We start from the raw sequence: 19,972 nt of genomic DNA, 5'->3' as shown, positions 1-19,972 counted from the left end.
TAACTGCGCTTCGTGGATGGCGGATAGCCCTATTTGGTACTGCTGGTCCACGTAGTTGGTGTGTACTCTCGTCACTTCGTAGACACCGGATCTCATCTCTTCGGTGACACCGGGACTCATGGGTTTGTACACATCCACCGTCTTGCCCCGGCGTCACTGATGGAAGCCCTACCGGTCGCCTAAGACCGCGGGGAGCTGTTGTTGCCGCTGGGCATAGTGCTCCTGGAATTCTGCGAGTTTTCGCTCCCAGTGTTTGCTCGGGTTCCATATCCTGGCGCCTTAGATGGCGTAAGAAGCCACGTACCGTCCCCTGATCTGCAGGGCGATCATGGGCAGCGAGAACGAGAACACGACTTCCCTGGATTCCGGGGCCGACAGGAGGAATTCGTCATCGGTCATGGTCCGGTAGAACTGGCGCCCGACGAACGTCGCCGGCAGCTACACATGATACCCCTGATAGTAGACCTGCCTATTCGCTGCGGTCACTTCCACCAGCAACTGGTCAGCGGCCTGTCGTTCCTGCGCAGCGGTGGTGGCCGGTTCGGGCAACAGCTGCCCGTCCTTGCTGATCGTCAAAGAGGGACGGCCAAGCTCAGTTTGGCGCAGCCTGGGTACCTGACGGTATTGGGCCGCCTTGCCTTCGAGGATGACCAGCGGAATCGGCTCCGTTGCCTGTGTGTGCTCCAGCAGCTTTCACCCCGCCCGTTGGGGTCGCTTGCTCCAGGGCCTGGTGGGGCCGACGGTTGTTGTAGTGATCCCGGAAGCGGGTGATGCGCGTGCGCAGTTGCTCGAGTGTGGCCGGCTGGTTCGCGTCAAGGAAACGGATCAGGGTCTGGTGCGAGCGCTCATTTTTTCCTTGCGTGGTTGGCTTGCCGGGCAGCCCGCTGATCGGCATCGTGCCGCGGGAGGCAAGGAAGATCTCCACGGATCCGACGCCGCCCTGGCGCAGCTGATTAAATGCCAGAGAGTTGTCACTGAGTACCTCTAGCGGTGCCCCGTGTTCCTTGATCGCGCGCTCGAGCACTAGTTTCGCGTCGGCGCTGTTCTCGTGCCGGGCATGGGCCCAAGTGCCCACGTCATAGCGGGTGGCATCGTCAATGACCTGGTAAATGGTGACGACTTTTCCGTTGGTGAGGCGGTATCCGAACGTGTCCAGCTGCCACATCGCCATCGCCGAGGATCGTGCAAACGGGATATAGGAAGACTTCGGGCGTTTTCTCGGTGCCGAATCGACCTGTCCGACGCTGGAAAGCAGCCGCACTATGGCCGCCAACAGGCACCACCCCGCCAGCGAAGATCCCTTGGGTCGTAGCCTCGTAATAGAGCGTTCGGGGCCCGGAGTCCCACCCATTGAGTTTGAGCTGTTTACGGATCTTCACCAGCTCGTTGACAACATCGGGCCCGTACCGTCTGGCAGGTTGTTTCGGTGCACGGGACCGCGGATGCAGTGCGGCCGTTGATTCGCTGGCTGAACGGTCACGAATCTTGTAAAACACGCTCCTAGAAACCTTCAACGAGCGACAAAACTCGGTCACAGGCAGCGCATGAGGCTGCAAGGGGTCGTAATTGATAATTATGGCCCGAACACGGGGCGAAAGCGCATTAGTCATGCCATCGACCATGACAGGTCAACCTGCCAGTCTCGTGGCCACGAAGTCATGAGACACCACGTCCCCGATGTCATGAGATCGTGTGTCCACGATGACTTGAGGGAGGAGGGCTGGCGTGGCCGGGCCACCATCGGCCACAGCCAAGGTAAGGTAGCCGGCATTAATTAAGAATCTGCGCATTGCACTCATCGAGCTCTTCACCGTGACACACACAAACTCGCGTGAGTTTTCCGCAGCAACGAACCGAGCCAGCAAGTCCTCATAGATGGCGCCAACGCCAACGCCTACCCCCTGCATCCACAGGCTCAGACGTGCTGCAAGATTCACTACCCTGGCCGCCGATTTTCGCGAATACCCTTGCCCAAATATCCATATCCGACACTCATCCAGCACCACTGGCACTAAGGGGCCTACCGGCGCCCATGGAATCGGTTCCGCATGCGGTCGGGCCGTCAACGATCTCTTCGTCACGAACCTCACCTCCAAACATCTAGTGTATGAAGCATGGCCCCAACTATGCCGACCTTCTAGAGATCAATACCGCCCCATCCCTGCACAGCACAGGATAGATCGGCATAATCCAAAGGTCGGCATAGGACCTTACCTACTTGCGGACCGGGGAGGGATGGCTGTACCTAGCCACCGTCATCGACCTATGCACCCGCATGATCGTGGGCTGGGCCATGGCAGATCACATGCGCGCCTCCCTCTGTGTCAGCGCGCTGACAATGGCCAGAGACCGCGGCCATCTACGTGCCGGCGCAATTTCTCATTCCTATTATGCCGAGGAATCCGTTAAGCCGAGTTTGGTGTGTTCGCCCCTGTAATCCGGGTTCTCTAGTTTGTTCCTCGGCTTAACGTTGTGGACTATTTCAGGGTGTAGAGAAGCTGTAGTTCGTCGTTGCTGAGTGCTTGGGTGCTTGATTCTTTGATGGCTGGGGTGGCTGCCTTCATTGCTTCGCGCATCATATCGAGGGTAGCGAAGGCGTAGAACGCTGAGGTGGTGCTCATGCTTTCGTGGCCAAGTAGCTGCATGATGATCGGTAGCGGTACTCCTTGTTTGTAGAGGTCCATGGCCTTGGTTTTCCGCAGCATGTGGCAGTGCAGGTTCTCCGGGATCGACGGGCACCGTTGGCGGGCGAGGTCCCCGGCTTTGGTCAGCACCACAGCGACGGTGTCACTGGAAAGGGAGGTTGCTTGGCCGCGGTGGTAGCTGTAGAAGAGCGGACGTGTAGCGGACTCGGTGGCGCGTTGAGGGTGGAATTCTTCGAGGTAGACCAAAAGGTGTTCGACTGTTTTCTCGCCTAGGGGAACGACGCGACTCTTGTCCCGTTTCCCTGTGAGAACCAGGCGGGCCGGCTTCGATAGTGTCAGATCGCCAAGTGTGAGCGCGGTGATCTCACCAACGCGTGCACCACTGTCGTAGAGCAGGATCAGCAGCATCCGATTCCGTCGTGACTTCAAGTCATTGCCGTTGTGGGCGGCCAAGACCGCTGTCGTCTCGTTCTCCTGGAGGTATTCAATGGGTTTGCGTGGTGTGGCCGGTGCTTTGAGAGTCTTCGCCCCTTGGTAGAGAGCGACCAGGGTGATCTCCTCTGCCGCGGTGAAACTCAGGAAAGCTTTGATCGCGCTCAGGCGTAGGCCGATGGTTGCCGGCTCGTAGTTCTTGAGTTGGCGCATCCAAACCATCCAGTCTTTGATGATTTGACGGTCGAAGTCGTCAAAGCTGATGGCTTGACAAGGAACCTGTTTCTCGGTGACGAGGTAGTGGATGTAGCTCTCCAGAGTGATCCTGTATGCCTCAATGCTGCGCGGGGCCAGATTCCTGACCTGTGGCAGGAAGTGGTGCAGGTAATTCCGGGCGTATCCCCAGAAATCCGGGACTGCTTCGCGTTTTGTGTTTTTCATTGGAATCCCACCTCGGGAAATACGCCTTGGCTATCGTGGGTGAGGGCTGCGTAGCCATCCATGAAGTCCGGTGATGTGTGGATGTAGTAATAGGTGCTATCCAGTGAGGCGTGCCCCATATATCGGGCGAGGTAGGGCAGCATCGCGTTGACGTCGGTGCCTTCTGCCATCCATCGTTCGATGTTGGCGTAAGCGAAATGGTGCCTGAAGGAGTATGGATACGGCTGCTGGCCATCTACGGCTCGGGGTAGTCCGGCGTGGTCCCAGATCCGGTTGAACATGACCCCTACCGTGGCTGGAGTAACCGGGGTAGGGGTTGAAGAAATGAAGAATCTGGGACGCTGTCGCCCAAATTCCTTGCGAGACATCTGGTCGTATTTGGTGAGGACCTCGATGATTTCATCGGTGATCGGCAGGCGCCGGCTTCGGTTGCCTTTAGACCACAACACATCAATCTCTCCTTTACGGAGGTCAACATCCTGGAGTCGCAGACGACGGGTTTCGCAAGTCCGAAGCCCACATGAGTGCATCAACCCGAAGAAGGCGACGGACTGCCATTGCCACGGCGATTTGGTCTTCAGCTCGGCAGCAGCTTGGAAGAACCGGGAGATTTCTTCCCGGCTCAACAAGTATGGTTGGGAACGGACAAATCCGGACCGCCAGGACTCGGTGAGCACATACGCGTCCGGGTTGTTGTGGGTCCGCATCCGGCGGCCGAAATCCCTGATGTATGACATCCAGGACGGTTGAGAGCCCGGCTGGGAGGACTTCCTGAAGACCACCCAGTCTTCGACGGCTTGCCGGTCAAAGAAGACGATCCCGTGTTTCATGCAGTAGGCATCGAAGCTGCTCAGGTACCAGCCGCGGGCGGTGCCATAGCAGCCCATATCCTGCTTGAAGACCAGATACCGTTTCAGGTCCTCGGCGAACACACTGGTGAACACTGGCTTGCTCATCACCGCGCTCCTTCCGGCAGGGGCAGCACGCAGGCAAGTAGCCGTTCCGTGTCAGCGTTGAGATACACATTGGTTGAATCGCTGTGGGCATGACCCAGGATTGCCGAGATCGTCGGCAACGCGGTACCTGCCCACAGCAACTTCGATGCAGCGTTGTAGCGAAGGGCACGTGATCCAACCTTCACATCCTCCACCCCGGATGCACGGAAGACTTTGTTGATAATCACGTAAATACTCGCGTGGTCGGCCAAAGCACTATGCGGGGCTTTCAACCTCAAAAAGACTTCCTTCGCATCGGAGACCGGCCGCTCACCCAGGACGTAGCGGGCCAGCTTAGCAACAACCAGCGCGGGTAGTGGCAGAGTCAACGGGTTCCCAGTTTTTTGCTGCACGATCCCAATGGTGCCGCCTCGCCAGCCGATATCCGCTAATTGCAGACCACAAATATCGCATGCACGCAAACCAGTCAGCAGCGACAGCAGAACAATCGCCGCGTCCCTGGCAGAGACCACCCCTTGCTGGCAGGCATTAACCACTTTTTCCTGAACCCCGGAATCCAGGACGGGAATGATCTTGTGGTGCCGCCTAGCCCGGGCCAGCGCCAGCGCATCCAACAAATCCGTACGTGCCGTGAACTTCAGAAACGGGCGAAAACTAGCCACCGCCGACCACATACTCGACTCCGCCCACCGGTCACGAATGGACTCAGGAAATCCCAGAACACTAGCTCCGTCAGCGTCCTCCCAGGAGAAAGTCCCGCCCACTTCAAGGAAATTCAGATACTCACAGGCCAACAGCCCACAACTATTCTTCGTTGATCTTGTTAGGCCACGCTGCTCCATGTCCTGGGAGAACGCATCCAGCAGCCCGGAGAACTCAGCACTATTAGGCTGCTTCCAGTGCCGCCCGCTGGGCCGCGTGGAAACATCCACGATGCCGGTGAGCACGAACGAATCGAATAACCACGCCAACCGGCTGTAATCGGTATGGCGCTGGGCACTGTACTTCCCAGTGCGCGGGCTAGTCGTCATGGAAGCGAATTCCGCACCCAGCCCGATCGTGTAAAGACCATCCTGCTTCTGGGCCAATACACCCAACCACTTGATGGATTTGCGAACCTGACCAATCGTGGAGTGCATGTAACCGGCGTCCTCCAACGCCGCCACAACAGCAATACCAATGGCCGCAACTGTCGTATCCATTGCCTTGTCCTTCCGCTAGGAATATGGATACAAGACACGATAGAACGAAGTATTAAGCCGAGGAATAGACCGGAGACCCCGGATTACAGGTGCGAACACACCAACCTCGGCTTAACGGATTCCTCGGCATAATCGGAATTAAACCGAATTCGGCTTAACTCGGATCATGGTGTGCAATACACCTCCCGTGAACTTGGATCCCGGTGCGCTGGCAACAGCATCCGCCAGTCCATGGGATTAGCTGGTGTGTGTTGGGACTGTGCCGTGGCCGAGTCATTTTTCTCGACCATCAAGAACGAGTTCTACCACCACTACAGCTTTGAAACCCGCCGAGAAGACGAACGGGCCACCATGCGCTACATTGAGGTCTTCTACAACCGGTGGAGACCATACACCCACAATGACGGCCTACCACCGGCAACAGCCATGACCAACTTCACCACCCAAAACCAGCAACAACTCCTCGCTGCCTAACCCAAAAGAGACCAACCAACGTCCCAGATCCTTGACACACCTCACACCTACATCATCAAATATTGGGTAACAGGTAGCAGCATGTTCGCATCCCTCGGGTTGCGACCGGTCGACTCGAATAATTCAGGGTATTGTGGGTGAGAAAGACTTTTTTGAGGCCATGCGCCGCTTGAACACGCAGACAACGAAGAATCGCTCACACTCCATGATCAGGTACCTTCCACCCAATCCGTACCACCCCGATGATTTGGTTGCCCGGCGTATGATTCTGGCGAGCGGTGCGTTGGGTTTGGCCGCGTTCGCCCTAGCCGGATGCACACGGCCTCAGTCGCTGGAGCCAAACCCGTACCCATCTCGCCGGGACATGCCAAAACGGACGGAGTCTTCAATGGGTCTGACGACGCTTGGTGCAAGAATCGTCGGTGGCGACAGACTATCAACTACGAAACCTTATGTTCGTATTGCCTCAGACAGCCCCCAGAAGTTGGTAGTTCGAAATGACTTGTACCCAGCCAATCCAAAGCGGCAAACTACCCGGAAGGCCCTTGCCGCTTTCGGACACATCACCGATACCCACATCATGGATCCCACCTCCCCGGCCCACACGGTTCTGAGCGCACTCAGGCCCGGCGATTCACTTAAGGATCGTTCAACTTTCTTTTACCGCCCCCAAGACTCGCTTTCAGTTCATGTGCTGGATGCTATGATACGACGGTTAAATTCAATGGAATCGGGCCCAATTACTGACCGTCCATTCGACTTCTACATCTCAACCGGCGATTCCAGTGACCGCCGTGCCACCAATGAAGTTATTGCCTTCATCGATACTCTTAATGGCGAGAAGACTTCAGCGTTTGCTTTGCCTGGAAACACAGCCAGTATGCAGTCGCCCATTGAGTTGCCTGAGAGCATAGCCCGCTTTGTCTGGCAACCGGTGCCGCCCAAGGTGAAGACTGGATCCCGGGTTTGGCAAGACAAATACGGGTTCCCGAACACGGCGCACTTGTTGTCCAGCGCTTCCAAGCCTGTGTCAACCGAAGGAGCCAATGTTCCCTGGTACTCGGGGTTTGGTAACCACGACGCAATGATTCCCCAGAGCTCAAAAGATTTCGGAACACCTAACGAAACCTATTACTCATTCCTCGCCGTGGGTGACAAGTTCCCCTTGGAAATCCCGAGCGGCATTGAGTTCTCGTCATTCATGGAGTCACTCGAAAATCCATCCCCGGCCAAGCTGACGTCTATAGTGAGTTCAATGCCCGGCTTCAACGTGAAACCCTCGACAAATCGCCGCGCCATGTCAAAAACAGAGTTTATGAGTGCTCATTTAATCAATTCGGGACCTCAGGGCCCACCCGGTCATGGATTCACGACTGACAACCTGCGTACTGGCGAGACTTATTACACCTTTCCGCTGGCCGACGGCATCTTAGGAATCATGCTCGACACAACGGATACGACAGGTGGAGGCCAAGGCTCGGTAAGCCGCAAACAAGCCGACTGGCTTGAATCAGCATTGAACGAGGTATCAGCTGTTCGGTACGATTTGCAAGGACGCATCATAAACTCAAACGTGGAAAATAGATTGGTTGTCCTCTTCAGCCACCACCCGTCGTACACGTTCGCGCAACCTAAAACACAGGGACTCGATCCAGGGTCCATTATTAGCGGCCAGGCGATGTTGGACCTTCTTGGGCGCTACCCAAATCTCATTTTGTGGGTTAGCGGGCACATGCACCGAAACAAAGTGTGGCCCCGGCATAGCGTTTTGGGTAACCACGGTTTCTGGGAGCTCAACACCGCTTCCCACATTGATTACCCCCAACAAGCTCGAACAGTCGAAATACTAGACAATGATGACGGCTCGTTGTCTATTTTCGGAGTCATGGTAAATCATTCGGAACCCCGAACGATTAGATACTCTGGTAGTTTCAATCCTGCAGACCTGGCGGTCTTTAGCTCGGAACTTGCTCTAAATAGCCCGGCTTCAAACACCGCAGCGAGAATCGGTACAGACAACGACCAAAACGTGGAGCTTTTACTAAGCAAGCCGTTCTAGAGGGAGTAATGTGGCTCTAGCCTCGAACTTTCATGACGTGGGGATTCTGGTGAATCAGGGCTTACCGGCTGCCTGACTCTCCTGATTTTGGCATCTGGGTGTGACATTTTGACCGCTGACCTTGAGGGCGGTTGTCGGTGACGGTTCCACACCGGTCACGGTGGTGCTGGTTCTTGCTTTTCTGGGTGAGTGCTGACGGGCGGCAGGTTGCCGGTTATGGCGGGCTCAGTGCCGCGATCCTTTTCACTCCAGTAAGTAGCAGCCGAGCATCCGGCGCTGAGGAGGCCAGGTGCAGGGTTGTTTGGTGTGCGTGTTTGGCGAGTTTCCCGCCGATTTCAAAGAGCCGGGCACGGAGCTTCTTTGGCTCCCACCGCCGGGCTTTGCTGTCGTTGAAGCCGATCATCTGGGTCCAGGCCATGAGTTCTGTGGCCATCATGACGACATGGCACCAGAGCTCGTTGGCGGTGAAGGACTTGAAGGGAAGGTTCGCGAAACCGCTGTCCTTGGCATTGCGGATCCTGTCCTCACACCGGGCACGGAGCCGGTGGCGGACTTCCTGATCAGCGAGCTGGCCATGTTCCTGGTTCGTTGCAATCGCTGTGTATCGGTGTCCGTCGATGTCGGTGATCCGCAACTGCGCGCCCACGTGCGGGATTTCCTTACGCACGATGACCCTCATCCCGGCAGGCCAGGACTTCAGATCGAGCATGCCGGTGATGTCGGCAACCCAGGCACCGTCTCTTTCAGTCCCGTCACTGTCGTAGGCCCGAGACCAGCCCTTCTTCGGGACCAAAGGCAGCACCTCTGCCACGGCACCGTGGATGGGGAACCCGACGGAGTAGGAGAAGTTGCGGCGCTTATCGGTGAGCCAATCCAGGAACCCGTGGGTGCCACCGGCAGAGTCGGTGCGGATCATGATCTTCCGTCCAGAGCGCCACCCCTTCGGCAACTGCTTGATGGAATCCTTAACGACCTGGATGTGATCAGCGACCGTGTTCGAGCCGGCATTACCGGGCCGCAACAACGTCACCAAGGGCTCACCGGTACCTGCAAGGCCGTGGTCAATGAAGGAACACAGCGGGTGGAAGCCGAAGCCCTTCTTCCACGTCGGCCGGGCATCATCCTTCTCCGAATGCGAATTCACCAAACTAGCGTCAAGGTCGATGACCAGGGGATTCTTCCTACTGACGCCGTGCAAGGGAGAAGCGTCCCCGGCCTTCTCCCACACATGCGCCCTGGATACGGCCCGGGCCTTGTTGATTGCCACCAACGCCTTGGCCGGTTGCACAGTGGCCAAGACCTTAAACAAGCGGCTGATTGTGGGATCCGAGGCGATCCGCCCGTAGACTTCGGGCTGGTTGCGGAGCCGGTCGATATCGGACACAAAGTCTCCGCCCGTGGCCATCGACAACGCCAGATCAGTGAGGATCTTGCCAGGATTGTGTGTGGCGAACGGCTTACGCCACGGCTCCAGCGCTTCCGCCAAGCCGGTGGTCAGTCCGGAAGCCTTCAGCATTTCCGTCAGGACGATCCCGCCGCCCTGGGACACGACACCGTCGCCGGTGGCATCAACTCGAACAGAAGGGTAAAAGCCGGTAATGTTATTCACCTGCAAGGTGCTCCTGAAACCATGTAGAAAATGTTGTGTGGTAACTACATTTTCCCATGTCAGAGGCACCTTTCAGGCTTTAATGACGCCGCGAAGTCATACCGCCATGAAATCTCGAGGCTAGATTCCAGAGCGATCAAGCTCCTTGTAAACCACGAAGGTGAACCATGTCTGTTGTTATGCCCATCTATGGCACTCGTCCGGAAGCCATCAAGATGGCCCCCATCGTTGCGGCGCTTAAGGCCGACTCAGCTTTTGAGTGCGTGGTGACAGTGACTGGACAGCACCGTGAAATGCTTGATCAGGTCAATGATTTGTTTGGCATCACCCCAGACCATGACCTGAACATCCATCAGGGTGGACAGTCCCTATCTGACATCCTGACCCGCACCATCACCGGACTCGATGAGCTTTTCAAGTCGGTCCGACCGGACATCGTCATTGTCCAAGGAGACACCACCACCTCCACGGCTGGCGCGATCGCGGCTTTCTACGCGGGCATCCCTGTGGTCCATGCCGAGGCTGGATTGCGATCTCACAATCTGTTCTCTCCGTTCCCGGAGGAGGCTAACCGCAAAATCACCACGCAAATCGCATCTTTGCATTTGGCCCCCACCAGCACCTCCAAAGCCAACCTTCTCGCCGAGGGCGTCAATCCTGACCACGTTGTGGTCACGGGCAACACCGTCATAGATGCCTTGCTAACCACCGTCGGTAAGAACATTCCATTCACCGACCCTGCGTTGGAGGCTCTGGCCGTTTCCGGCGAGCGCATTCTCCTTGTCACCACCCACCGTCGCGAGAATCAAGGTGACGCCATGAGAGGCGTAGGGCGAGCGCTTGCCACGCTGGCAGACTCACACCCAGACCTGGTCATAGTTCTTCCCGCACACAAAAACCCGGCCGTTCGAGAAGCTGTTCTCCCCGCCTTGGAGGGCAAGATCAACGTGCTAATAACCGAGCCACTCCCCTATGGGGAATTCACACGACTCATTTCCCTGGCACACGTGGTTCTCACCGATTCCGGCGGAGTCCAGGAAGAGGCACCCAGTCTTGGCAAGCCTGTTTTGGTCATGCGCGACAACACCGAACGCCCGGAAGCCGTTGTGGCAGGCACGGTCAAACTTATTGGCACCGATGAACACGTCATCGTCAACGAGGTCAACCAGCTTCTCACCGACCAACACGCTTTCAATTCCATGGCCAACGCAACAAATCCCTACGGCGATGGCAACGCAGCCGCCCGGACCGTGGCGGCCATCAGCCGGCGTCTGGGACAGGGCGAACGACTGCCGGAATTCGGGCAGTAAGGATATTTCTTCCCACTCAAAATCATCGAATTCCCCAATCAGAAGGCACTCTCTTGAACGTTCCGAACTCAATCTCATTCAGCAACATTCGCATGGCTGGAGGGATGCGCATCGATCTCGATTGCCTGATAATTTCAGCCGACGGAGCCACAGATAGCCACGCCTTGTGGTTTGAGTTCAACAAGCCTGTCCACTTGGATGACAATATGTTGGCCGTGGCCCTGTCAACCCTCTGCGGACAGACGTATCGGAACATCTACATGGATTTGTCGCCAGCTGAGAGGACTGTGAAGGAGGTAGAGGTCTTCACCTCTGCGTCTGTCACCACAAATAGTTCCGGCCATTCCGTTGATGTCCGCCGCGAAGGGCACGTGCTGAGTTTTAGCGGCGGTTTTGATTCTCTTGCGGCGCTGTCCCTAATGCCGGACGGCACAGAGTTGGTGTCCATGGACTTCGGCGGCCGCTTCGGCCGGGAACGCACCTTCTTTGAGAATTTCGATACCACGATTGTCTCCACAAACCTCTTAGATACGCCCCTGAAGAAAAACTCTTGGTCATTCATGGGCGCCGGAGCCATTCTCGCCAGCTCACACCAACGCCGTGAATTCCACACTTTTGGCAGCATTCTGGAGGCCGGGGCAGATAATTTGCGTAGCAACCCCGTGGCTGCGGCCGGAGGTACTTTCCTGCCATTCAAATCTGCTGGGTTCCAGAATGCGCCCTATGTCCTCGGACTAACCGAGATCGGCACGCTGTTGGTTTTGGCCCGGTACCAACGCGAGCACATTGGCAACTCGCTGTTGTCGTTGGCCAGCCCGGGCGAGGAAAAGCTGTATCGAAAGCAGGTCCTTGCGAACATCATCGAGGACCGGCTGGGCACCGACCTTCACATTCCTACAGTTCAGAAGCCTGCGCGTCCCCACTTTGCCTTCGGTGAAAACTTCGCATTGGATTTCCTGACCATATATGTCGCCAAATACGCCGGTCACGACATCGCCAACGATTTGGTCAGGGATATTCCACCCGAGATCCTGAATCTAGGATCCCAGCTGGATCTTACTTTTTACGAGCGGGCCAACAGCACCTTGTACGAGAATTTTCCGGCACCGCTGATGGGCGGGCTGGCAGGGAAGCTGGCAGGGGCCAAGATTCCGTTCTACGTGGAGCGGGACTGGAATGATTTTTCCAGAGTCCGTGAAGCTCTGGCCAAGTACTACCCCGTCGTCGCCTCCTAACGTTTGTGAGCGGAGCGTCCCAGAACAATGGCCAGTTAGAATTAGCCGATGCCTCCCACCGCAACCCCATTTCGCCGCCACCTCAAGCACGTGACCGTGGCTGTGCTGGCTGTTGTAGTACTTTGGCTGCTCGTGGCAACTCAATTGTTTTACAACGTACACACCCCAACACCACAAAAAGCCGAGGCCGTAGTGATGCTTGGTGGTGCAAGCAAGGAACGATTACTCGAAGCCTTATTGCTCCGAGACGAACTGGATGCGCCCTACTTGGTGCTTTCAAATACCGGAACCCCAGGCAATGCCAGCGCCGATGACTACTGCGATACTCACAGCAACAAGGCCATCTATCCAGATGTCATCTGCTTCACCCCAGATCCCATGAACACCCGTGGCGAAGCGGACGCTATCGGGTTGTTGGCCACCGAACGAGGGTGGAAGTCGCTTGCGGTGGTGACCTCCAAATACCACATAGCCAGATCCGAACGGCTCCTGAATCAGTGCACTCCCTCCAAAATCCAGATGGTTGCAACCGATCCTGATCTTTCCCCCAAGCAATGGCTCCGGCGGTTCGTCATTGAGACTGGTGGATTACTGACCGTATTCCTCAGTCCCGAGTGCAATTCCCCTATCCGGTAAGCTTGCCAGATATCCAATTCACTTCTTTGGGGGAAATTTGCCTATTGTCATGCCCATCTACGGGACCCGTCCTGAAGCCATCAAGATGGCGCCTATTGTTGCTGCACTCAAAGCATCAGCAAAACTCGATTGTGTGGTGACAGTTACAGGACAACACCGCGAGATGTTGGATCAGGTCAACGAACTCTTTGAGATCACCCCGGACCATGACTTGGATATCCTGCAACCGGGCCAGTCACTTTCAGATATTCTCACGCGCACGATCACCGGGCTGGACAAGCTCTTTGCGCAAGCTAAGCCGGACGTAGTAGTGGTCCAAGGCGACACAACAACTTCAACAGCCGCTGCCATCGCGGCTTTCTATGCAGGAATCCCTGTGGTGCACGCTGAAGCCGGGCTGCGCAGTCACAACCTCTTTTCGCCTTTCCCCGAGGAAGCGAATAGGAAGATCACCACCCAGCTAGCAAGTCTGCACTTGGCACCTACCAGCACAAGTAAGCAGAACCTCCTCAAAGAAGGCGTGAATGAAGCCGACATTGTGGTCACGGGAAACACAGTCATCGATGCCCTCTTGACGACAGTGAACAAGCAAATTCCCTTTACCGATCCAGCTCTGGAGCATCTTGCTGCAACGGGTCAGCAGATTCTGTTGGTAACAACCCACCGGCGTGAAAACCAAGGCGACACCATGCGAGGTGTGGGACGTGCGCTGGCGCGGATCGCGGACGCTTACCCCGAGATGATGATTGTTCTCCCGGCGCACAAGAACCCGATCGTACGCGAAGCTGTCCTGCCGTCTATTGACGGGAAGATCAATGTGCTGGTTACCGAGCCCTTGGCCTACGGCGAGTTCACACGCATGATGTCCATGGCCCACATTGTTTTGACCGATTCCGGTGGCGTCCAGGAAGAAGCACCCAGTTTGGGAAAGCCCGTACTCGTCATGCGAGACAACACCGAACGTCCGGAGGCCGTAGTGGCCGGAACCGTCAAACTCATTGGCGGAAACGAGCAAACTATCGTATCGGAAGTAACGCACCTCATGCAGGACTCAGAACATTTCAAGGCCATGGCACTAGCTGTGAACCCCTATGGTGACGGCAAAGCCGCTTCACGAACCATTGCAGCGATTGAACACTTGTTGGGACTGGGTAGCCGTGAACTGGAGTTTAATGCCTAGCACATCCAAATGTGTGTCGAGTCACAACTTCGTGAACATGGCAAGAAATTTTCGGACTTTCACCATCGATAAGATAAAATCCACTTTGGGGGATTCCAAGCACACCTACTCGGCACTAGCTCTTGTTTGCCCATTCCATGTAGAAGTTGACCATGGATTCCCCTTGTTCACTCACTTATTTAGGGGAAGATCCGTCACGTAATGACTATTCAAGCTGTAATTTTGGCCGCCGGCATGGGCACTCGACTGGCTCGTCCGCACCCAAAGCCACTGACTGAGCTCAGTGATGGGCGCACCATCATGCACCAGCAGCTCCACAACCTGAAAACGTCTTTCGGCAAAAAACTCCGTTTGGCAATTGTTGTTGGCTACAAAATGGAACAGGTCATGGAGCACGTTCCTGACGTTTCATTCGTCTACAACGAGAACTTCGACCAGACCAACACCTCCAAGAGCCTGCTCAAAGCGCTGAAGAACTCTCCCAAGGGTGGCGTCCTTTGGATGAACGGGGATGTTGTCTTCGCACCAGAGATCCTCCCGATGCTCCGCCCCTTTATGAAGGCTGGAAAGTCATTCATCACCGTAGACAAATCCTCAGTCTCAGATGAGGAAGTTAAGTACACCGTTGACGCAGACGGATTCATCGACCTTCTCTCTAAGCGTATACCACAGGATGCAGCCCTCGGTGAAGCAGTAGGCATCAACTACGTCTCCAAGAAGGACAAGAAAGCGCTGATCAAACGCTTGGAGCAAGTTGAGGAACAGGACTACTTCGAGGGTGGCATTGAGCTCACCATTCAAGAAGACAAAGTCCAATGGCTCCCAGTAGATATCAGCGAATTTTACGCTGTAGAAGTAGATTTCCCGGATGACTTGATTCGCGCTAACGCCAGCATCTAATCAAGATTCGTAGTAGGGGGGATAGTTCCGCGAGGGAGCTATCCCCCTGCTATAGCATCAATGAATACCATCCGACGCCACGCAAATTACGTATCGTCAAATCTCGAAATCACTGGTCGCTTGATCAAGAAATACACTAGGACAAAAAATGATCGGTTGGCAAGCGGCATTTCTCGCCGCCAAGAAGCTTGAACAAAAGAAGCAATGGCATCGTGCAGAAGCAATCTACTCCAAGGCCTCTGACTTCTCACACCAGAAAAATGCAAAGCTTTTATTTCATCTTGGTCACAGCCAGTTTATGCAAGGCAAAGATCAAGACGCTATCCAGAACATTTCCAGAGCAGTATTCTTATCACCAGATATTTCAACTTGGCACTATCGCCTGGGATTCATCCTTGAACGCCAAAAACTCTGGGATCAAGCACTAGTCTCATACGAGCAAGCTATCCTTTTAGATTCCACGAAGGATCAATGGTATTACCGCCGAGGACTAGTGCAAAACTACCTAGGCAAACACGAAGCGGCATTGACGTCATTCCAAATAGCCCTTCAGCAAAATCCGGAAAATGCTCGCTATAGCGAACTCACTTCAAAAGTCGCCCGACAACACGGGCGTCGATGGCAAGAACTCAACACCTTGCGAGAAAATCTGAGCGCAAATAAAACAAACATTCAATGGCTTGATCGACTCGGCGAATCAAGCATGCTCATGAATGATTTCTCAGGGGCCGCTGAAGCTTTCGCTCAGGCAAATATAGTTAAAGCCAATCGACCCATGTCGCACTATGCTGAAGGCCTCGCTTATGAAAGGGCAGGCAATAGCAAAAAATCTGAGGAAGCCTACAACCAGGCTATACTTCTAGACAGAGAACTCAACAGCAGTACCGTTGGAATCGGCGCTTTTCATCAAAAGAAAGCGAACTGGCCAGAGGCCGTCAGTGTATACAAACAAGCAACTCAGAATAATCCACAGAATTCTGACCTGCATTACCGCTTGGGACTCTCTTATGAGAAAATAATGAAATGGGATGACGCAGCGACGTCATATCAACTTTCTGCATCTCTTTCTGAAAATACACCACGCATTCACTACAAGTATGCAACCATGCTTGAACGCCAGAAGAAATGGTCGGATGCAGCAGATGCTTACAAGTATGCAATTGCCCTCGACGGCAGCAACCGAAAAGACTGGCACACGAGACTTGCATACGTCAGTTTCCGTGGAGGCAATTATGAATACTCTAGCCGCCTTTTCCTAAATCGCGAATTGGAAGTCCAACTCGACGACTCAGATATTAATGAAATAATCCATGACGACAGCGCACCAGACACAACATCAACGTTGGATTTACATACCTACCAACTAAAACAAATCGATGCATTAGCTGAACTCTCGCGCCGCTCTAACAGTAGAGAGATATACGCGCGACTAGGAGATCTGCAAAGCGAAGCGCAACAATTGGACGCTGCAAAGGCATCATACTGGAAATCTATTGACCGCCAGCCCAAGGTCTCTTTCACAGCAGTTCAAAAACTTGCCAATATTCTTTACGACGAACAAAAATTTGAAGAAGCCAGCTTCATATCTTACGAGTCGAAATTATTGGACATTGAACTTGCACAGCAAGTCGGGAAGAAGAATCATCTCACTTCACCGCAAGGAAATAGACTTTCTTATCTTCATTTTTATAAAAATCTAAGCCTCAAAGATAAGTATGTCTTATTCGAAAGTAATCATGGCGCATCTCTAACCTGTAATCCATTATCCATCCTCGAATCACTTTTGAATGACGAAAGTTACACCGACTACACATTCGTGTGTGTCGTCAATGATCGACATAAGACCCCTCGGAATATAATTCAAGATTCACGAGTAATTATTGTGCAAAAAGATTCCGAGTCTTATCTTCGGTATTTGGCTACGTGCAGATACCTTGTTAATAACTCCACTTTCCCTCCCTATTTCATAAGGAAAGATGGACAGAGATATCTGAACACTTGGCACGGCACGCCACTTAAAGCTATGGGAAAACATGTCAAGTCTGGAGCATTTGAGCACAAGAATGTCGCCAGAAACTTCCTACACACAACTCACCTAATCGTCCCAAACGACCACACCGCTGAAGTCCTCATTGAGGCCCATGATGTTAAAGGTCATTTCAAGGGAAAAATTGGTCTCACCGGATATCCACGAATTGATAAAACAATGGATACCACTCCCGAAAAACGTACCAAGATGCTGAAGTCACTTGGCATTGCGCCCGATACGAATAAGCCGGTCATATTCTACGCGCCCACTTGGCGTGGCGGTTTGGCCGTAAAAGATCGTGAATTTGATGACGGCCAGCTTCTTCAGGATATCCAAGGTCTAGTCTCTGATAGATACCATCTGGTTTTTAGGGCACATCATTTCGCTGAAGAATTCATTTCATCCTCGAACATCGACGCGATAATCCCGTCAGGTGAAATCGATACTAACGATATTCTGTCTGTAGTGGACGTTTTGATCACCGATTACTCAAGCGTATTTTTTGACTATATGGCCACGGGGAAAGAGATGATCTTCTATGCTTATGATTTGGATGAGTATAGGGACAGCCGTGGTTTTTGTTTAGAAATTGAGGATATGCCTGGTCCAATTTGCAAATCACTTAAGGATGTTTGTCTGGCCATCGATTCGGCACTGGGCAAATCAGTTCCAACCGAAAACTATAGGTACTCTCAGTCAATCTACACACCCATGGAAGATGGTAATGCCACGGAACGAGCGATCGCATTCTTCTTCGAGGATGACGACACCCATCTAATTCCAACCCGTGTAGATAATCGGAAGAAGCTGCTATTCTATCAAGGCTCCTTTATGCCGAATGGTATTACCACAGCATTTGGAAACCTTATCGCATCTCTAGATCCTGATAAATACAACGTCACTATTGTGATTGAACCTAACACTGTATATGGCGATCCCGAACGTCTGAATAAATTTTCGCAGCTACCTGAAAATATACAGGTACTCGGTCGAGTTGGGGTGCAACTTCTCTCATCCGAAGAAAATTGGGGTCTTGGGAAATTCAATTCAAGAATGAAATTCGATTCGCTCGCTCTGTCTGATCTTCATCAGGAAATATTTGATCGAGAATTTCTTAGGATATTCGGCGATGCCGAATTTGACGCCATTATTGACTTTGAAGGCTACTCCCGTTTCTGGGCAGGAATTTTTTCAACTCAATCCACACGCGTGAAGAAGCGACTCATCTATCTTCACAATGATATGAGAGCCGAATGGATAACAAGGTTCCCTGATCTGGAATGTGTTTTTAGTCTCTATTCAAGATATGACGAATTTATTTCTGTAACTAAGAGCGTCATGGAAGAGAATTCTTTGAATCTTAGCGAGGTATGCTCGTTGGATGAGAAAGCTTTTTCTTATGCGAATAACCCTATCGAAATAGAACGTGTTCCATATCTTTCCAGTCTACCTGCGGATAGTTCCTGTACGGCGCTGGTCGACCATGATGGAATAACGTTCATTACAATGGGACGCCTTTCGCCGGAGAAGGACCATCAGAAGTTGGTTGATGCCTTTTCTGTCATCAATAAGAAAGTACCAAACACACGCTTACTGATTCTGGGAGAAGGCCCTCTTCGTGGAGACCTGGAACACCAGATCAAGAGGCTTGATCTTGAGGGCCAAGTCACACTGGTGGGTCTTGTCGATAACCCATTCCCGCTGCTGGCTGTAGCTGACTGCTTTGTATTCTCTTCCAACTACGAAGGCCAAGGCTTGGCGGTTATCGAGGCCCTTCAGTTGCGTATTCCTGTTGTTTCGACTGACGTAGTGGGCCCCCGGAGTGTTCTGGAAGATGGCTATGGACTGCTTGTTGATAACTCTGCCGATGGCCTCATCGAGGGAATGCTGGAATTCATCAGCGGTAATCTGGATTTCAAAACCTTCGATCCCAATGTTTATCAAAGAAATGCTGTGGATAGTTTCGAAACTATTCTGAATAGGGATTCGCGACCGCACCTAACTGCATCAATACATTAGCCGCTAACTGGCTCTCCGTGGTTCGTGGTGAGATCTGGTTTCGTGTCCTTGAATAAACGTGGCTCGTAGCCCTGTTGTATTGGATGTTCTGACGCATTCATCTTTGACAGGACTACGAGCCTTGAACGAGCTTACTTTGGTGCACCCTGATGCTGCCACCACGATCTTCAATCTGGACGACTACCGTGTCCTAGAAACCCAGACGCTGAGTTTTGGCCAACGCAGAATCCATAGTGAAAGCACTGTTGAATCCAACTGCCCAGGCTGCGGGGTCATCAGCACGCGCCGCCATTCTGGCCGGCAACAACGAGTCAAGGACATTCCCATCGCTGGTCCTGTGGAAGTTATTTGGGCCAAACGTCGGCTGTTCTGTGATGAGTCATTGTGCCCGCGCAAAACCGGCTCTTCGTGGTTAGTGGGGAATTAGATTCCCGGGTGAGTGTCATGCCGTCGTTCGGGCGGCACTTCTCAAGAGAATAACCGATGTGTAGTTGTTTGGTTTGCGGTAGCCTCGGGCTATTCGTTTGATGTGCTTGATACTGGTGTTGTTCGCTTCGACTTTTCCGGTGGTGGCACCAGTGACGATGAGGACCTCGATCTCTTTCCACCACCTGCAAATGGTCCGCCAGAGCCTAGTCGTTTCAGGCTGCTTGGACGCCTTCACCAACTCTTCGAGGCGTTCTTTGGCCAGCTCAGCGTCTTGCAGAGAGCCGGTGCGCAACAAGACTCTGACTTGCTCCTTGACGTCCTAGGCTGCCTTGAGTTTCCCGGCTCTTCAGAATTAAGAGTGTAGTTTCGGTCTGAATCCGCCTGATTCGAGCAGTGACCTGGCGACGTAGTTGGTG

General features: G+C 53.5%; 14 protein-coding genes and 3 pseudogenes. 10 read left to right on the top strand and 7 right to left on the bottom strand.

Annotation, left to right across the window (positions count from 1 at the left end; genetic code table 11):
• Positions 1-168 precede the first annotated feature (168 nt).
• Together CVS29_RS15885 and CVS29_RS15880 are read right to left on the bottom strand one after the other, a co-directional pair.
• A pseudogene (locus CVS29_RS15885) lies at positions 169-1,610 on the bottom strand (integrase core domain-containing protein).
• An 18-nt stretch (positions 1,611-1,628) separates the two neighbouring features.
• On the bottom strand, positions 1,629-1,937 hold the full coding sequence (locus CVS29_RS15880) for a hypothetical protein (RefSeq protein WP_146213083.1): 309 nt from the start codon (positions 1,935-1,937) through the stop codon (positions 1,629-1,631).
• 269 nt (positions 1,938-2,206) lie between these two features.
• Here CVS29_RS15880 and CVS29_RS15875 point away from each other — a divergent pair.
• Positions 2,207-2,386 (top strand): annotated as a pseudogene (locus tag CVS29_RS15875) (DDE-type integrase/transposase/recombinase); the annotation flags it as partial.
• Between the two features lie 91 nt (positions 2,387-2,477).
• Here the strand turns inward: CVS29_RS15875 and CVS29_RS15870 are convergent.
• The 3 genes from CVS29_RS15870 to CVS29_RS15860 are packed head-to-tail and all read right to left on the bottom strand — an operon-like array spanning position 2,478 to position 5,676.
• A complete protein-coding gene (locus CVS29_RS15870; protein WP_110107308.1) occupies positions 2,478-3,518 on the bottom strand; it encodes a tyrosine-type recombinase/integrase in 1,041 nt (346 codons plus the stop codon).
• Complete coding sequence (locus CVS29_RS15865; RefSeq protein WP_110107307.1) at positions 3,515-4,474, bottom strand: tyrosine-type recombinase/integrase; 960 nt, start codon at positions 4,472-4,474, stop codon at positions 3,515-3,517. The genes CVS29_RS15870 and CVS29_RS15865 overlap by 4 nt, the downstream gene beginning before the upstream one ends.
• Positions 4,474-5,676: a tyrosine-type recombinase/integrase gene (locus CVS29_RS15860; RefSeq protein WP_110107306.1), complete on the bottom strand. Its 1,203-nt coding sequence runs from the start codon at positions 5,674-5,676 to the stop codon at positions 4,474-4,476. Before CVS29_RS15860 ends, CVS29_RS15865 begins: the two co-directional genes overlap by 1 nt.
• 171 nt (positions 5,677-5,847) lie before the next feature.
• Here CVS29_RS15860 and CVS29_RS15855 point away from each other — a divergent pair, with 171 nt between their 5' ends.
• Together CVS29_RS15855 and CVS29_RS15850 are read left to right on the top strand one after the other, a co-directional pair.
• On the top strand, positions 5,848-6,150 hold the full coding sequence (locus CVS29_RS15855) for an IS3 family transposase (protein ID WP_170121007.1): 303 nt from the start codon (positions 5,848-5,850) through the stop codon (positions 6,148-6,150).
• A 388-nt stretch (positions 6,151-6,538) separates the two neighbouring features.
• The gene (locus tag CVS29_RS15850; protein WP_170121006.1) at positions 6,539-8,209 is read left to right on the top strand and encodes a TIGR03767 family metallophosphoesterase; all 1,671 of its coding nucleotides are present in this window, start codon (positions 6,539-6,541) and stop codon (positions 8,207-8,209) included.
• 214 nt (positions 8,210-8,423) lie between these two features.
• Here the strand turns inward: CVS29_RS15850 and CVS29_RS15845 are convergent, their stop codons facing one another.
• Positions 8,424-9,818: an IS1380 family transposase gene (locus CVS29_RS15845; protein ID WP_110107303.1), complete on the bottom strand. Its 1,395-nt coding sequence runs from the start codon at positions 9,816-9,818 to the stop codon at positions 8,424-8,426.
• Positions 9,819-9,985: 167 nt separating this feature from the next.
• Here CVS29_RS15845 and wecB (CVS29_RS15840) point away from each other — a divergent pair, with 167 nt between their 5' ends.
• From wecB (CVS29_RS15840) to CVS29_RS15810, 7 genes are all read left to right on the top strand, one after another.
• Positions 9,986-11,128, top strand: coding sequence for a non-hydrolyzing UDP-N-acetylglucosamine 2-epimerase (gene wecB / locus CVS29_RS15840; RefSeq protein WP_110107302.1), 1,143 nt, complete (start codon positions 9,986-9,988; stop codon positions 11,126-11,128).
• Between the two features lie 53 nt (positions 11,129-11,181).
• On the top strand, positions 11,182-12,363 hold the full coding sequence (locus CVS29_RS15835) for a hypothetical protein (protein WP_146213082.1): 1,182 nt from the start codon (positions 11,182-11,184) through the stop codon (positions 12,361-12,363).
• Between the two features lie 48 nt (positions 12,364-12,411).
• Positions 12,412-12,999: a YdcF family protein gene (locus CVS29_RS15830; RefSeq protein ID WP_110107300.1), complete on the top strand. Its 588-nt coding sequence runs from the start codon at positions 12,412-12,414 to the stop codon at positions 12,997-12,999.
• A gap of 49 nt (positions 13,000-13,048) precedes the next feature.
• Positions 13,049-14,179 (top strand): non-hydrolyzing UDP-N-acetylglucosamine 2-epimerase, encoded by a 1,131-nt coding sequence (gene wecB / locus CVS29_RS15825; protein ID WP_373366696.1) that lies wholly within the window; start codon positions 13,049-13,051, stop codon positions 14,177-14,179.
• Between the two features lie 201 nt (positions 14,180-14,380).
• Positions 14,381-15,079, top strand: coding sequence for a phosphocholine cytidylyltransferase family protein (locus tag CVS29_RS15820; RefSeq protein ID WP_110107298.1), 699 nt, complete (start codon positions 14,381-14,383; stop codon positions 15,077-15,079).
• A 148-nt stretch (positions 15,080-15,227) separates the two neighbouring features.
• Entirely contained in the window at positions 15,228-19,127 is a 3,900-nt protein-coding gene (locus tag CVS29_RS15815; protein WP_110107297.1) for a CDP-glycerol glycerophosphotransferase family protein, read from the top strand.
• Between the two features lie 121 nt (positions 19,128-19,248).
• A complete protein-coding gene (locus CVS29_RS15810) occupies positions 19,249-19,554 on the top strand; it encodes a transposase family protein (protein WP_245932286.1) in 306 nt (101 codons plus the stop codon).
• A 15-nt stretch (positions 19,555-19,569) separates the two neighbouring features.
• Here CVS29_RS15810 and CVS29_RS15805 read toward each other — a convergent pair.
• A pseudogene (locus tag CVS29_RS15805) lies at positions 19,570-19,860 on the bottom strand (transposase); the annotation flags it as partial.
• Positions 19,861-19,972 lie beyond the last annotated feature (112 nt).

Source organism: Arthrobacter psychrochitiniphilus (assembly GCF_003185915.1).
Lineage (GTDB): Bacteria > Actinomycetota > Actinomycetes > Actinomycetales > Micrococcaceae > Specibacter > Specibacter psychrochitiniphilus.
Note: the sequence above shows the minus strand (reverse complement) of the source record. Positions and strands in the feature narration are given on the sequence as shown.